18 protein-coding genes and 1 pseudogene are annotated in these 14,612 nt (G+C 66.2%); 5 read left to right on the top strand and 14 right to left on the bottom strand.

All coding sequences use genetic code 11. The features are described 5' to 3' along the window. The first annotated feature begins 133 nt into the window (after positions 1-133). Positions 134-994, top strand: a complete 861-nt coding sequence (gene olsB / locus LB518_RS17220; protein WP_502845847.1) for a l-ornithine N(alpha)-acyltransferase — start codon at positions 134-136, stop codon at positions 992-994. A 3-nt stretch (positions 995-997) separates the two neighbouring features. On the opposite strand, the gene LB518_RS17215 is transcribed toward olsB, so the two are convergent. The 10 genes and pseudogenes from LB518_RS17215 to hisB form a co-directional block, all read right to left on the bottom strand. After that, positions 998-1,642 (bottom strand): trimeric intracellular cation channel family protein, encoded by a 645-nt coding sequence (locus LB518_RS17215; protein WP_224578812.1) that lies wholly within the window; start codon positions 1,640-1,642, stop codon positions 998-1,000. A gap of 5 nt (positions 1,643-1,647) precedes the next feature. Beyond that, a pseudogene (grpE, locus tag LB518_RS17210) lies at positions 1,648-2,262 on the bottom strand (nucleotide exchange factor GrpE); the annotation flags it as partial. A 62-nt stretch (positions 2,263-2,324) separates the two neighbouring features. Then, the gene (locus LB518_RS17205; RefSeq protein WP_224578808.1) at positions 2,325-3,224 is read right to left on the bottom strand and encodes a cation diffusion facilitator family transporter; all 900 of its coding nucleotides are present in this window, start codon (positions 3,222-3,224) and stop codon (positions 2,325-2,327) included. A gap of 115 nt (positions 3,225-3,339) precedes the next feature. Continuing rightward, positions 3,340-4,293: a type I pantothenate kinase gene (gene coaA, locus LB518_RS17200; protein WP_224578806.1), complete on the bottom strand. Its 954-nt coding sequence runs from the start codon at positions 4,291-4,293 to the stop codon at positions 3,340-3,342. Positions 4,294-4,310: 17 nt separating this feature from the next. Then, a complete protein-coding gene (locus LB518_RS17195) occupies positions 4,311-4,634 on the bottom strand; it encodes a phosphoribosyl-ATP diphosphatase (protein WP_073053189.1) in 324 nt (107 codons plus the stop codon). Positions 4,635-4,644: 10 nt separating this feature from the next. Further along, positions 4,645-5,433: an imidazole glycerol phosphate synthase subunit HisF gene (gene hisF, locus LB518_RS17190; RefSeq protein ID WP_224578804.1), complete on the bottom strand. Its 789-nt coding sequence runs from the start codon at positions 5,431-5,433 to the stop codon at positions 4,645-4,647. After that, on the bottom strand, positions 5,433-6,176 hold the full coding sequence (gene hisA, locus LB518_RS17185) for a 1-(5-phosphoribosyl)-5-[(5-phosphoribosylamino)methylideneamino]imidazole-4-carboxamide isomerase (RefSeq protein ID WP_224578802.1): 744 nt from the start codon (positions 6,174-6,176) through the stop codon (positions 5,433-5,435). Before hisA ends, hisF begins: the two co-directional genes overlap by 1 nt. Further along, the gene (hisH, locus tag LB518_RS17180) at positions 6,176-6,829 is read right to left on the bottom strand and encodes an imidazole glycerol phosphate synthase subunit HisH (protein WP_224578800.1); all 654 of its coding nucleotides are present in this window, start codon (positions 6,827-6,829) and stop codon (positions 6,176-6,178) included. Before hisH ends, hisA begins: the two co-directional genes overlap by 1 nt. After that, positions 6,826-7,311, bottom strand: a complete 486-nt coding sequence (locus LB518_RS17175) for a DUF2628 domain-containing protein (protein ID WP_224578798.1) — start codon at positions 7,309-7,311, stop codon at positions 6,826-6,828. The genes hisH and LB518_RS17175 overlap by 4 nt, the downstream gene beginning before the upstream one ends. Positions 7,312-7,318: 7 nt before the next feature. Next, positions 7,319-7,912 carry an imidazoleglycerol-phosphate dehydratase HisB gene (hisB, locus tag LB518_RS17170; protein ID WP_224578797.1) on the bottom strand — a complete coding sequence of 198 codons (594 nt, stop codon included), beginning with the start codon at positions 7,910-7,912 and terminating at the stop codon, positions 7,319-7,321. A 216-nt stretch (positions 7,913-8,128) separates the two neighbouring features. Here hisB and hslV point away from each other — a divergent pair, with 216 nt between their 5' ends. The 4 genes from hslV (at position 8,129) to LB518_RS17150 (ending at position 11,588) form a co-directional block, all read left to right on the top strand. Next, complete coding sequence (gene hslV / locus LB518_RS17165; protein WP_224578795.1) at positions 8,129-8,695, top strand: ATP-dependent protease subunit HslV; 567 nt, start codon at positions 8,129-8,131, stop codon at positions 8,693-8,695. Continuing rightward, entirely contained in the window at positions 8,685-9,206 is a 522-nt protein-coding gene (locus LB518_RS17160; protein ID WP_224578793.1) for a GNAT family N-acetyltransferase, read from the top strand. Before hslV ends, LB518_RS17160 begins: the two co-directional genes overlap by 11 nt. Continuing rightward, positions 9,203-10,507, top strand: coding sequence for an ATP-dependent protease ATPase subunit HslU (gene hslU / locus LB518_RS17155; protein ID WP_224578792.1), 1,305 nt, complete (start codon positions 9,203-9,205; stop codon positions 10,505-10,507). The genes LB518_RS17160 and hslU overlap by 4 nt, the downstream gene beginning before the upstream one ends. 133 nt (positions 10,508-10,640) lie before the next feature. After that, complete coding sequence (locus tag LB518_RS17150; RefSeq protein WP_224578790.1) at positions 10,641-11,588, top strand: DUF1402 family protein; 948 nt, start codon at positions 10,641-10,643, stop codon at positions 11,586-11,588. Between the two features lie 6 nt (positions 11,589-11,594). On the opposite strand, the gene LB518_RS17145 is transcribed toward LB518_RS17150, so the two are convergent. Genes LB518_RS17145 through LB518_RS17130 form a run of 4 tightly spaced genes read right to left on the bottom strand, consistent with a single transcriptional unit; the run spans position 11,595 to position 14,382 of the window. Next, positions 11,595-11,963: a helix-turn-helix domain-containing protein gene (locus LB518_RS17145; protein WP_224578788.1), complete on the bottom strand. Its 369-nt coding sequence runs from the start codon at positions 11,961-11,963 to the stop codon at positions 11,595-11,597. Further along, complete coding sequence (locus LB518_RS17140) at positions 11,963-12,532, bottom strand: Smr/MutS family protein (protein WP_224578787.1); 570 nt, start codon at positions 12,530-12,532, stop codon at positions 11,963-11,965. Before LB518_RS17140 ends, LB518_RS17145 begins: the two co-directional genes overlap by 1 nt. Continuing rightward, a complete protein-coding gene (gene mltA, locus LB518_RS17135; protein WP_224578785.1) occupies positions 12,529-13,620 on the bottom strand; it encodes a murein transglycosylase A in 1,092 nt (363 codons plus the stop codon). Before mltA ends, LB518_RS17140 begins: the two co-directional genes overlap by 4 nt. A gap of 12 nt (positions 13,621-13,632) precedes the next feature. Next, complete coding sequence (locus LB518_RS17130; protein WP_224578783.1) at positions 13,633-14,382, bottom strand: Tim44/TimA family putative adaptor protein; 750 nt, start codon at positions 14,380-14,382, stop codon at positions 13,633-13,635. Positions 14,383-14,612: the final 230 nt, after the last annotated feature.

The raw sequence follows: 14,612 nt of genomic DNA, 5'->3' as shown, positions 1-14,612 counted from the left end.
TCCGATCCTGGACCTGCCGCCGAGCCGCGTCATGGGAGATCATGCTATGCTGAAGCGGGCGGAAAGCGGGGCGCGGCCAAAGATGCGGCCGTTTCCGGAGCCGTTTTCCACGCTGCCGGACCTTTCCCGGCGCATGTTGCATGGGCTCAAACAGACGATGCCGCGAGGTCTTTTGCCGGCTCCGTTGTCGCCGCCGCCGCTTGGCCGGATCGGCGCGCTCGAGGTGCGCCTTGCGGTCAGCCCGCGCGAAGTGAAGAAGGCGCAGAAGCTGCGCTACAAGGTCTTCTATGAGGAGATGTCGGCGATCCCCGACATCCAGACACAGGTTTCGCGGCGTGATCGCGATGCGTTCGACGCCATCTGCGATCATCTGCTCGTCATCGACCACGATACGATCACCAAATCGGGCGAGGCGGCCATCGTCGGCACCTATCGCCTGCTGCGACAGGATGTGGCGCAGCGCTTCTCCGGCTTCTATTCGGCGAACGAGTTCGACGTCGCGCCGCTGATCGAGCGGCACAGCGGCCTCAGCTTCCTGGAACTCGGGCGCTCCTGCGTGCTGCGCCCCTATCGCACCAAGCGGACGGTGGAACTGCTCTGGCACGGCATCTGGAGCTATGTGCGTCGGCACGGCATCGACGTGATGATCGGCTGCGCGTCGCTCGAAGGAACGGATCCGGACTGCCTCGCGCTGCCGCTGGCCTTCCTGCACCACCATGCCCGCGCGCCGGGCGACTGGCAGGTCGGCGCCCTGCCCGGCCGACGGGTGGCGATGGACCGTGTCCCAGCCGAGGCGATCGATGCCAGGGCCGCGTTGCATATGCTTCCGCCGCTACTGAAGGGCTATCTTCGGATCGGTGCCTATGTTGGCGACGGGGCGGTCGTCGATCGGCAGTTCGGCACGACCGACGTGATGATCGTCTTGCCGGTGAGCGCCATCAATGAGCGCTATGTGAATCACTACGGCATTGACGCGACGCGCTACGCCGCGTGAGCCTCAGCGCGGCGGGAATTCGCGGCCCGGGCGCGAGCGATAGGTCGGCAAGGTCCAGCCGAAGCGGAGCGCCCCGGCGCGGACACCGAACGCAGCAAAGCCGCCAAGGAACGCGGCCGGCCAGAACGGCATGCCCGACCGGTCGGCGAGCACGAACAATGTCGCGCCGACCAGCGTCGCCGTGACATAGATTTCCTTGCGCAGAAGCACGGACGGCTCGCCGGCGATGACATCGCGGATGATGCCGCCGAAGGAGGCTGTCATGACCCCCATGACGACCGCACTGACGGGGCTCGCGCCGGCATCGAGCGCGCGGGACGCGCCCATGACGCAATAGCCGGAAATGCCGATGGCATCGGCCCAGAGCAGCGCCTGATAGCGATATTCGACGAAAGGGGCGACGAAGAAGACAGCGACGCCCGAGAGCGCGCAGAGAATGACCGGCTGTGGCTCGCGGATCCAGAAGACCGGCGTCTCGCCGAGAATGACGTCGCGCAGCGTGCCGCCACCAACGCCGGTGATCGCCGCCAGGAAGACGAAACCGACGAGATCCAGTTCCTTGCGCGAGGCGGCAAGCGCACCCGTGACGGCGAAGACGACGACGCCGATCGAATCGAGGGCCTGGAGCAAGGAGACATCCAGGCCCATCTCTGTCAGCCGGACTGGCCGGCGCCCGGCGCGTCCGAAGAGTCCTTCTGGCGGGGCGCGCCCTTGGCGACGCCGACCATGGCGGGACGGAGCACCCGCTCGCCGATGACGTAGCCCGACTGCATCACTTGCATCACAGTGCCCGAGGGCTGCGCGTCGGTCGGAACCTCGAAGATCGCCTGATGCAGGTTGGGATCGAATTTCTGGCCGAGCGGATCGAGCTTCTTCACACCATGCTTCTCAAGCGAATTGAGGAGATCGCGCTCGGTCATCTCGACGCCCTCGATCAGCGTCTTCATCGCCTCGGCACCGCGTGCCTCGTCTGGCACCGCCTCGAGCGCGCGGGCCAGATTGTCGCCGGCCGTCAGCATGTCGCGCGCGAAGGCCGCGATGGCATATTGGCGGGTCTCGGCGATCTGGCGCTCGGTACGGCGGCGGAGATTCTCCATCTCGGCCATGGTGCGGAGCACCCGGTCCTTCATCTCCGCGTTCTCGGCTTCCAGAGCCTCGATGCGCGCCTCGGCTGCGACATCGCCCTCGGGCTGATCGACGGCCGCCTCGGTCTCCGGCGTCGTCTGCGGATCATTGGTCATTGCGGCGTCTCGCTTTCGTGACTGGTCATCATTTTGCGCCCGATATCAGCGCTCGCGCCTCGAAAATCAAGTCGCAGGGCGCCGGCGCCCTAAAGCACGAGCACGCCGTGATGCTGGGCCTCGGCTTCGGGCTCGACATGAATGGAGACCTCCGCCCCTTCAACTGCCTTCATCAGTGCCACTTCAATCCGGTCGCAGATGGCATGGGCCGAGGCCACGGACATCGCACCGGGAACGACGAGATGGAACTCGATGAAGGTAGCACGGCCGGCGCTGCGGGTCCTGAGATCATGCACCTCGATCGCCCCCTCGGCCTCGGCGGCGATGATGGAACGGATTTCCGTATCGACGGAGCGCGACACCGCCTCATCCATCAGGCCGCTGACCGAATCGCGAATGACCTTCCAGCCCGACCACAGGATGTTGACGGCAACGATGACGGCGACCAGCGGATCGAGCACGGTCCAGCCCGTGATCACGACGAGAACCAGTCCGATGATAACGCCGACCGAGCTGACGACATCGCTGGTCAAGTGCCATGCCTCCGCGATGAAGGCCGGCGAGCGGCGGCGGCGCCCGAAGCGGAACAGATACATCGCCCAGGCGCCGTTGACCGCCGTCGCGACCGCATTGATGGCGAGGCCGTGCAGCGTGTTTTCTGGCGCCAGGTTGAGGTTGAACGAGATCCAGGCCTGGCGGGCGATCAGGAGGGCCGCGACGACGATCAGAACGCCCTCCAGCACCGCAGCGAAATACTCAGCCTTGTGATGACCGAACTGGTGGTCGGTGTCGGCCGGCTTGCGGCTCACCTGGATCGCCCAGAACGCAGCGAGCGCCGTCACCAGATTGACGATGCTTTCGAGCGCATCGGAGAACAGCGCGACGCTGCCCGTGGCAAGATAGGCCGCATATTTGAGGCCCATCACCAGCAAGGCGATGACGATCGAGCTGAAGGCGACGAACGTCACCTTATCCATCCGTACCGGCATTGCGCGTATCCGCATCACGTGGGGGTTCGCGCCCTTAGCACCCCGCACCACACCGCCACAACGCCTATCTTCGCAACTGCGAACGAGTGGCATTCCAGCCCCTCGCCCAGGAGCTTCAGAGCCGTCGCAGCGCGACCTGCTCGATGAGGTGATTGGCGCCCTTGCTGAGGATCAGATCGGCGCGCGGACGGGTCGGGAGAATGTTTTCCCTGAGGTTGGCGAGATTGATGCGCGACCAGAGCCGCTCGGCGATCGCCAGCGCCTCGTCTTCGGGAATGAGGGCATAGCGGTGAAAATAAGAGCTCGGATCGCGGAAAGCGGTGGCCCGCAGCCGCTCGAAACGAGCCACATACCAGCGGTGAATGTCGATCTCGTCCGCGTCGATATAGATCGAGAAATCGAAGAAATCGGAGACGAACGGCACCGCCTTGCCGTCGCGCGGCAGGCGCGGCGTCTGCAGCACGTTGAGGCCCTCGACGATCAGGATGTCGGGCGCATCGATGGTGACGCGCTCGGAGGGAACGATATCGTAGACGAGATGCGAATAGAGCGGCGCCGTCACACGCGGCGATCCAGCCTTGATGTCGGAGAGGAAGGCGAGCAGCGCCGGCAGATCGTAGCTTTCGGGAAAGCCCTTCCGCTCCATCAGCCCTTCGCGCTGCAGCACGGCATTCGGATAGAGGAAGCCGTCGGTGGTGACGAGTTCGACCTTCGGCGTATCCGGCCAGCGCTGCAGCAGCGCGCGCAGCACGCGCGCCGTGGTCGATTTGCCGACCGCGACCGAGCCGCCAATGCCGATGATGAAGGGCGTCTTCCCGTCGCTCGTGCCGAGAAAGGTCCGCGTCGCCTTGTAGAGCCGCTGCGTCGCCGCGACATAGAGATTGAGCAGGCGCGACAGCGGCAGATAGATGCTCACGACTTCATCGATCGAGATCGGGTCGTTGAGGCTGCGCAGGCGCGCGAGATCGCTTTCGTCGAGCGTCAGCGGCGTATCGGCACGCAGCGATGCCCATTCCTCGCGGGTGAAATAGCGATGGGGGGCGAGTTGTGGCCGCGATGCGCTGTCCATCGTCTGTTCCCAGCGGCCTATTCGGGCGGCCGCGACGCCTTCTCCTCGAGCCCGGTGCGGCCGGTGCGCCCGGCAAGCTCGGCCATCACGGCATCGAGCGGAATGCCGCGCGCTTCGAGGAGAACCACGAAATGATAGAGCATGTCGGCGGCCTCGGACGTCAAGGCGGCGTTATCGCCCTCGACGGCCGCGATCACCGCCTCGACCGCTTCCTCGCCGAATTTCTTGGCGACGCGGGCCGGCCCCTTGGCGAGAAGCTTCGCCGTATAGGAACCGGGATCGCCGGAGGTCGCGCGGGCATGCACGATGGCGACGAGATCGGGGAGCGTGAAATCGGACAAGCTTGCCTCCTCAGCCGTCGAGCCGGACCGGAATGCCGGCCGCCGCCATATGGTGCTTCGCCTGCTGCAGCGTGAAGGTCCCGAAATGGAAGATCGACGCGGCGAGGACGGCGCTGGCACGGCCGATCCGCACGCCGTCGACGAGATGATCGAGATTGCCGACGCCGCCGGACGCAACGACCGGCACGGAGACCATATCGGCAATGGTGCGGGTCAGCGCGAGATCGAAGCCGTCGCGGGTGCCATCGCGGTCCATCGAGGTGAGCAGGATTTCGCCGGCGCCGAGCTTCGCGACCTCTTTGGCATATTCAACGGCGTCGATGCCGGTCGGCTTGCGGCCGCCATGGGTGAAGATCTCCCAGCGGTCCTCATTGTCGCCGCCGACGCCGCGCCGGCGCGTCTGCTTGGCGTCGATGGAGACGACGATCGCCTGCGCGCCGAACTTCTCCGCCGCCCGGGCGACGATCGTCCGATCGAAGACGGCGGCGCTGTTGATCGCCACCTTGTCGGCGCCGGCCAGCATCAGAGCGCGGATGTCCTCGACGGTGCGCACACCGCCACCGACCGTCACCGGCATGAAGCAGGCCTCGGCGGTGCGCGCGACGACATCGAGGATCGTGCCGCGATTTTCGTGCGTCGCCGTGATGTCGAGGAAGCAGAGTTCGTCGGCACCGGCGGCGTCATAGGCCTTGGCGGCCTCGACGGGGTCGCCGGCGTCGATCAGGTCGATGAACTGCACGCCCTTGACGACGCGGCCGTCCTTGACGTCGAGGCAGGGGATGACGCGGGTCTTGAGCATCAGTTGTCGAGCCTCCGCGCGTCGCGGATGAGCTTCAGCGCCTCGGCGGGATCGAGCCGCCCGTCATAGAGCGCGCGGCCGGAGATGGCGCCTTCCAGGATGCGGCAATCCGGCTCGAGCAGGCGGCTTATATCGGCGATCGAGGCGAGACCGCCCGAGGCGATGACCGGGATGCCGACAGCGCGGGCCAGCGCCAGCGTCGAGGTGATGTTGAGCCCTTCGAGCACGCCGTCGCGGTCGATATCGGTGAAGATGATGGCGGCGACGCCGGCATCCTCGAAGCGGCGGGCAAGCTCGATCATGGTGAGTTCGGACGTCTCGGCCCAGCCCTCGACCGCGACGCGGCCGCCGCGCGCGTCGATGCCGACCGCGATCTTGCCGGGATGGGCGCGGCACGCCTCGCGGACGAGATCAGGATCGCGCACCGCGATCGTGCCGAGAATGACGCGGGCGATACCCTTGTCGAGCCAGGTTTCGACGCCGGCCCGGTCGCGGATGCCGCCGCCGAGCTGCACGGGCATCGTCACCGCGCCGAGGATCGCCTCGACAGCAGCGCCGTTCACCGCTCTGCCGGCAAAGGCGCCGTTCAGATCGACGACATGGAGATATTCGAAGCCTTGATCCTCGAACTGCTTCGCCTGGGCGGCAGGATCGGTGTTGAACACCGTCGCCTCGTCCATGGCGCCGCGCTTCAGACGGACGCAGGCGCCGTCCTTCAGGTCGATGGCGGGAAAAAGGATCATCAGGGGCGCCAGTCCAGGAAGTTGGCGAGGAGGGCGAGACCGAGCTTCTGGCTCTTCTCGGGGTGGAACTGCGTGCCGGCGATCGTGCCGGTCGCGACGATCGCCGTGACGGGGCCGCCATAATCGGCGGTCGCGATCACATCGGCTGGATCGTCCGGATAGAGCTGGTAGCCATGCAGGAAATAGGCGTGCCAGCCCTCCGGTCCGGTGGGGATGCCGGCGAGAAGCGGGTGCGATCCTGCCGACGCATCGAGCGTGTTCCAGCCCATATGCGGCACCTTCAGCGCCGGATCACCCGGCTGGACCGGGCGAACCTCGCCGGGAATGCGGTCGAGGCCTTGCGAGACGCCATATTCGACGCCGCGCGTCGCCAGGAGCTGCATGCCGACACAGATGCCGAGAAACGGCCGCCCGCGCCGATCGATGGTCTCGATGACCGCCTCGATCATGCCGTCGACAGCGTCGAGCTGGGCGCGGCAATCGGCAAAGGCGCCATCGCCGGGCAGCACGACGTGATCTGCGGTGGCAACCACATCCGGATCGGACGTCACGACGACGGAGCCGCCGGAGCCCTTGCGGGCGACCGCAAGTTCCAGCGCCTTGCCGACCGAGTGCAGGTTGCCGGCGCCATAGTCGATGATGGCAATGGTCATCGCGCGCCCTCCGCTTGCGGGAACAGGCCGATCACCGATCCCGGCGCTTGGCCTGGCATCGTGGCCGGGTGAGACGGCGGAATGCGCGGAGGAAGCGGCACGCTGTCTGCCGCTGGCAGGCCGAGGAAGTAGCGGATCTCGGCCTCCTCGATATTGGCGCCGCTGGCGACCCCGCGCGGCAGAAAGCCACGACGGCGGAGCGCGAAGCGGCGGAGGTCATTGCCAAGAACGCCAAACGCCACAGGCAGCGCGGCCGTCAGGAAGGTTGCCGGCGCGCCGAACCGTTCGCCGAGAAAGGCGAGCCCGGCGACAACGAGGACATAGAGCGCAGCTTCCACGAACAGGCGGCGATAAAGCAGCCAGGGCAGCGTGATCAGCAGCCCCGGCCAGCAGAAGCCGTCCTTGACGAAGACGAGGCGGAGCGCCTCGGGCGCACCGTCCCTGGCGGGAAGCGGCGGCGCGAGGACAATGTAATCTCTCATGATCGCCTCAATCGCCCAGCTTGCCCTTGGTGGAAGGGACACGGCCATCCTGGCGGGCGTCGATGGCGACGGCCGCGCGCAATGTCCGCGCCAATGCCTTGAAGCAGGTTTCCGCGATGTGGTGGTTGTTCTCGCCGTAGAGATTCTCGATATGCAGCGTGATGGCCGCATTCTGCGCGAAGGCCTGGAAGAACTCGCGGAACAGCTCGGTGTCGAAATCGCCAACCTTCGGACGCGTGAAGCCCACCTTCCAGACGAGATAGGGGCGGCCGGACACATCGACGGCGCAGCGCGTCAGCGCTTCGTCCATCGCCAGATGCATATCGGCATAGCGCGTGATGCCGCGCATTTCGCCCAGCGCCTTGCGGAAGGCAAGGCCGAGCGCGATGCCGACATCCTCGACGGTGTGATGCTGGTCGATATGCAGGTCGCCCCTGGCCGCGATGTCGAGGTCGAACAGACCATGGCGCGCGAGCTGGTCGAGCATATGATCGAAGAAGCCGATTCCGGTCGCGATCGCTCCACGGCCGGTGCCGTCGAGGTCGATCGTCACATTGATCTCGGTTTCCTTCGTCTTGCGCTCGATCGTGGCGCTGCGCATCGGCAGGGCTTCCTTCTCACTTCCCCGGAAAATCGAGGATCGGCGCGCTTTTAGCAGGCGTCGCGCGTGAACGCCACCGGCTTGGCGATCCGAGACGATCGACGTCCGGCGCCCTCCTTTGCATCTTCAAAAGGCGGGCCTACATAAGAGCCTCGTTTCAACAGGGATCGCCGCGGGGCCAAAACGGACCAAGGCGATCCGCCACGAAAGCCTCCGATGTCCCATTCGCAAGAGCACGATCCCTATGCCGCCTGGCATGGAACCACGATCATCACCGTCCGCAAGGGCGGCAAGGTGGTGATCGCCGGCGACGGCCAGGTGTCGCTCGGCCAGACCGTCATCAAGCACAATGCCAAGAAGGTGCGCCCGCTCGGCAAGGGCGGCGTCATTGCCGGTTTCGCCGGCTCGACGGCCGACGCCTTCACGCTGTTCGAGCGGCTCGAGGCCAAGCTCGAGCAATATCCGGGGCAGCTCACGCGCGCCTGCGTCGAGCTCGCCAAGGACTGGCGCACCGACCGCTATCTGCGCCGTCTCGAGGCGATGATGCTGGTCGCCGACCGCACGACCTCGCTGGTACTGACCGGCACAGGCGACGTTCTCGAGCCCGAGGGCGGGGTCATGGGCATCGGCTCCGGCGGCAACTATGCACTCGCGGCGGCCCGCGCGCTGATCGACACCGAACAGAGCGCCGAGCAGATCGCCCGCAAGGCGATGGCGATCGCCGCCGATATCTGCGTCTACACCAATACGCATGTGACGCTCGAACAGCTCGATGCCGCCTGACCCCAGCCAACGCTACGGGTTCCGGCCGCTGGCGCAACGCGACCTCGGCCGGATCCACGCTTGGCTGTCAGCGCCGTATGTTGCGGCCTGGTGGGACGCGGCGGATCTCGCGACCGAAAAGATCGCGGCCCACATCAACGATCCGGCTGTCCGTCCTTACCTCATCCTGATCGACGGCCGCGAGGCCGGCTATCTCCAGTCCTATGATCCGCATGCGGAGGCGGATCATCCCTATCAGGACCAGCCCCAAAGTACGCTCGGCATCGACCAGTTCATCGGCGAGGCAGACCTCGTCGGTATTGGCCACGGGCCGGGACTGGTCGAGGCATTCGCGCGGCGGCGCTTCGCGGAAGGCGTGCCGCGCATCATCACCGATCCGGACCCCGCCAATCAAAGGGCGGTCCGGGCCTATGCAAAGGCCGGGTTCCGCGTGCTCGACCAACGAACCACGATTTACGGTCCCGCGCTCATTATGGGGCGGGATTCCGGGAACCAGACGAGACCGACATGACCAATTTCTCCCCCCGCGAGATCGTCTCCGAGCTCGACCGCTACATTATCGGCCAGCAGGACGCGAAGCGCGCGGTCGCCATCGCCCTGCGCAATCGCTGGCGCCGGCAGCAGCTCACCGGGCCGATGCGCGAGGAAGTGCTGCCGAAGAACATCCTGATGATCGGGCCGACCGGCGTCGGCAAGACCGAGATCTCGCGCCGCCTCGCCAAGCTCGCCAATGCGCCGTTCCTCAAGGTCGAGGCGACCAAGTTCACCGAGGTCGGCTATGTCGGCCGCGACGTCGAGCAGATCATACGCGACCTCGTCGAGATCGGCATCGCGCTGACCCGCGAGACGCGCCGCAAGGATGTCGAGGCGAAGGCCCATCTTTCCGCCGAGGAGCGCGTGCTGACGGCGCTGGTCGGCGAGAGCTCCAGCCCGGCGACGCGCGAGAGCTTCCGCAAGAAGCTGCGCGCCAACGAACTCGACGACAAGGAGATCGAGATCGAGCTGCGCGACCAGGGCGGCATGCCGCAATTCGACGTTCCGGGCATGCCGGGCGCCTCGATCGGCGTCATGAATATCGGCGACATGCTCGGCAAGGCCTTCGGCGGCGGCAAGACCAAGACGCGCCGCGTCACGGTCAAGGATTCCTACAAGCTCCTGATCGACGAGGAATCAGACAAGCTGCTCGACAGCGACGCGATCACCGCCGAGGCCATCGCGATCGTCGAGAATGACGGCATCGTATTCCTCGACGAGATCGACAAGATCTGCGCCCGCGAGGGCCGGGCTGGCGACGTTTCCCGCGAGGGCGTGCAGCGCGACCTGCTGCCGCTGATCGAGGGCACGACCGTTGCCACGAAATATGGGCCGGTGAAGACCGATCACATCCTGTTCATCGCGTCGGGCGCCTTCCACATCGCCAAGCCTTCGGACCTGCTGCCGGAGCTGCAGGGCCGCCTGCCGATCCGCGTCGAGCTTTCGGCGCTGAAGGAAGAGGATTTCCGCCGCATCCTGACCGAAACCGAGGCCAGTCTCATCAAGCAGTATATCGCGCTGATGGCGACCGAGGGCCTGACGCTCGCGATCACCGACGATGCCATCGACGCCATCGCCCGCATCGCCGTCGAGATCAATTCGGCGATCGAGAATATCGGCGCCCGGCGCCTGCAGACGGTCATGGAGCGCATCCTCGATGACATCTCGTTTGCAGCGCCCGATCGCAGCGGCGACACCGTGACGGTCGATGCGGCTTATATCGAGGCGCATATCGGCGACCTTGCGCGCAACACCGACCTGTCGCGCTACATTCTCTAGCGCTCACGGCATCGTGGCGGGCGCCGGTCTGTTGCCGGCGCCCGTTTGGATGTTATAAGCCGCCCCTGCCGCACGGCCAGCCGTCCGCGGTCCCGGCCACGCAGTTTCTGGTCCCGAACGGCGGATCGTCCCGATGTCGCGCCTCAGTGGAGCCCTTTCGGCTCTCCTCGTCCTTGCCTTCGTTCTGCCGGCGCAGGCCGCAGTCGACGTTCCGCCCGGCAATCGCTCGAAGACGCAGCCGCCGATCGACATGAGCTCGATCAAGCGCACCGGCGAGACCAAGGAGAGCTTCGAGGGCAAGTATCAGCGCATCTATAATCTGCTGAAGCGCGATCCCGGGCTCATCCGCGCGATCAAGAAATCGGCGGCCCGTTATGGCATCGACCCGATCCACATGATCGGCGCGATCGTCGGCGAGCACACCTACAATGTCGGCGTGATCGACAATGCCCAGGCCTATTACGTCAAGGCGCTGGCCTATCTCGGCACCAAGGAACTGGTATTCGGCTATCAGGGCGAACCGATCGACACCTTCCTGGCCCGGCCCGAATTCAAGGACTGCGACGGCTTCAAGAGCAATTATGACCTGTGGACCTGCCGCGAAGGCGTTTGGAATGCGAGCTTCCGCGGCAAGAAGGTCGACGACGTCAGCTATCCGCGCGACCGCTTCTCGAAGGTGTTCTTCCAGCCGCTGTTCGCCGGCCAGACCTTCGGCCTCGGCCAGATCAATCCGCTGACCGCCCTGATGGTCACCGATATCGTGCACCAGAAGAGCCGGCTGCCCGAGCTCACGGCCGACCAGGCGCCGGCGGTCTACCAGGCGATCATGGATCCCGACTCCTCGCTCGACTACATGGCCGCGATCATCCGCCTGTCGATCGATGTCTATCGCGATACCGCAGGCGTCGACATCTCGGACAATCCCGGCGTCACCGCGACGCTTTACAATGTCGGCGACGTCAAGGTGCGCGCCAGATCGCTCGCCGCCGCACGCAAGCGCAACAAGAAGGCCTGGCCGGAAGAGAACTATTATGGCTGGCTGGTCAATGACCGCATCGAGCAACTCCGCGCCCTGCTCTGACGCGCCTCAGGGCTTCCGCCGCGTCGCCGCGAGAATGACAGCCTTCAGCGTCCGAAGGGCTTCCGGCGACAGATCGGCGATCTCGTCGGCCAGCAGATTGGCGAGTTCGGTCGCCTCGGCGGCAAGGCCCGCCGTTTCGATCGTGACCTTTGGATGCGAGCGTGCCGCGAGGCGCTGCAATTCCTCGGCGTCATCCCAGATCACGTTGAAATAGGCGATGATGCGCTGGATCATCAGCCAGGTCGGTCGGCCGCGCCGGCCATGTTCGAGCGCCGAGAGATAGGCGCTGGACACGCCGATCGCCTCGGCCATGTCCTTCAGCGAGACGCCCCGCTCCGCGCGCATCTCGCGCAGCCGCAGCCCGAACGGTGTCATCAGCTCTCGCGCCGGCGGCGGATGCGGACATAGAGCGCGCCGCCGCCGCCATGGGTGCGATGCGCCTCCTCGAAGCCGATGACAATGTCGCGAAGGCCCGGCTCGGCCAGCCATTGCGGTACGCGCCGCCGGAGCACGCCGCGTTCCATCTCGCCGAAATGCGCGGCATGCGTCACGTCGCCGGTGCGCCCCTTGCCCGTGATGACGAGCACCAGCTTGGCGCCCCGCGCCTGTGCGCCGACCAGAAAGGCGCGGAGACGATGATGGGCGTCGTTCTGGGTCAAGCCGTGCAGATCGATACGGCCGTCGATCCCCTGAATGCCGCGCGCGACGCGATTGAGCGTCCGCCGCTCGAGCGGCGCCAGCGGCAGCGTCTTCGGCTTTTGCAGCGCGGCGGCGATCATCTTTTCCGGCGGCGGCAGGGCTGCCAGCATTTCCTCCACGGGCGGTTCAGGCGGCGCGGGCTCGGGTGCGATCGCCTCGGCCGCCCGAAGCGGCACGGCCGTGCGTGCCACGTTGGCCCAGAGTGTGCGCTCTTCCGACGACAGGCCGCGTCGCCGCCGGCTCATCGCGGCGACCGGGGCACGAGCGTGACGAAGCGGCCCTTCGCCTGCATCCGGCCAGCGGTTTCTCCGGCGGCATCGCCGGAGCCGAAGAAGATGTCGCCGCGCGCCGGGCCGAGAATGGCCGAGCCGGTGTCCTGCGCCACAAGCAGCCGGCGGAAGGGCACGGCGCCCTCGGCTGCCGGCACGCTGGTCTCGATCCAGATAGGGACGTGGAAGGTGTGCAGCGTGCGGTCGACGGCGAGGCTGCGGCCCGGCGTGAGCGGCACCTTCGCGGCGGCGATCGGTCCGAGCGCCGGGTCGTTGACCGGCGCCTCGCGAAAGAAGATGTAGGACGGGTTCGACGCCATCACGCCGGCCGCTTCATCCTGATGTTCGGCCAGCCAGGCGCGGATCGACTGCATCGTCACGCTGCCGCGCTGCAGCGCGCCGCGGTCGATCAGCTCACGGCCGATCGAGCGATAGTCGTGGCCCGATTTTGCCGCATAGGTGACGCGCAGCAGGCTGCCATCCTGCATGCGCAGCCGCGCCGCGCCCTGGACATGAATGAAATAGGCGTCGACCGGATCGGCGAGAAAAGCGATTTCCAGCCCACGTCCGTCGAGAGCGCCAGCCATGATCGCGCCGCGATCGAAGAAGGGCTCGAAACCGGTGGCTGTCCGGCGGGCGAAGCGCATGCCGCCCGGAAGCTCCAGAGGTGGCGCCACTTCGTCGACCTCAAAGAGTTCTTCCGGCGGCCTCAGCAGCGGCGTCTTGAAACGATCATCCGCCGTTCGTGCCGCCTCTGCCTCCGGCTCGTAATAGCCGGTGAAGAACCCCTCTCCGGCCACGCCCTCATGCGGCACGAAATGCATCTCGAAAAACGCGCGCGCCGCAGCGGCATCCGGCTCGTGCGGCAGCGCCAGCGCAGCGTGCGCGGCGGTCGCGAGCGCCTCGCCATCGACGCCGAGCGCACGGGTCTTCGGAGGCTGCTCGGCGATGCGTTCGGCCGAAAGACGAAAAGCGCGAAAGGCGCTGGCGTGATCATCGTCAGCCCAACCGGCGAGCGCATCGAAGCCGACGGGCGCAAGCGGACCCACTTCCCCCGCGGACACGGTCCGGCTCCGCTATTCGACTGTTTCGGTGGCGACGAGCAGCCAGTTGGGATCGCGAGACGATGTGTCGCGCGCGAAGGTCCAGATATCAGTCACGTCGGCAACCACGACCGGATCGCCGTCGACGACATCGCCAGCCTTGTTACGCGTCGCCGAGACGAGCTTGGAAACAAAACGCGCCGTCACCTGCGCCGATTTGCCCTTCATGGCCGCGTCGAGCAATTCGGCCTTGTCGATGCCGACGAAATTGAACTCGACGGTCTCGCCGCGCTGTTCCCGCTCGGTGATCGCGCCGGCAAAGCCGTCATAGACCTCGCGGCCGAGCAGGGGCTTCAGCGCCTTGCGATCGCCCTCGGCAAAAGCCGTGACGATCATCTCATAGGCGGTGCGGGCGCCATCGAGGAACTGTTTCGGGTCGAAGCTGCGGTCGGCCGCCATCACCGCGGCAAGGCCAGTCGCCAGCGGCGAACCGGCGGGCGCATAGGCGGCGATGCGGTCCGCAGCGACATCGGCCGTCACGGAGGCCGTTTCGCTGCCATCGCCGCGACGCGGCAGCGGAATGACCTTTTCGCCGGGCCCGACCTCGACAGGGCGCGCATCGAGCGGCTTGCCTTTGGCGTCATTGGCGCTCTTGCGGGTGAACGGATCGAAAGGCGGCCGTTCGCTGCCCGTTCGCTGGCCGAGCACGCCGCGCAATTTCCAGAAGATCACCACCGCGAGCACGAGGAAGATCAGCGTGTAGATGTCAACGAAGCCGTTCATGCCGAAGGCGTCCTAATCCTCTCAGGCCGCGAGGCCGGTCCCTTTGAGCCGATGCTCCCTTTTATCTGGTATCTGGGAGCGTCGATCCAAGTGCATGTTCCCGTTGAAGGCAGATCAGGACCGATGCTGTCAAGGGCTGGCCGCGGCAGCCGGCGAAAGGCCGGCCTTGCAAGCTTGTATCACGGGGGCGGAAGTGTTAGCGAGCCACGCCAGAAGGATGCGGCCGGAGC

This window comes from Mesorhizobium sp. BR1-1-16 (assembly GCF_020165495.1).
Taxonomy (GTDB): Bacteria; Pseudomonadota; Alphaproteobacteria; order Rhizobiales; family Kaistiaceae; genus Kaistia.
This window is presented reverse-complemented; position numbering and strand designations above follow the sequence as displayed.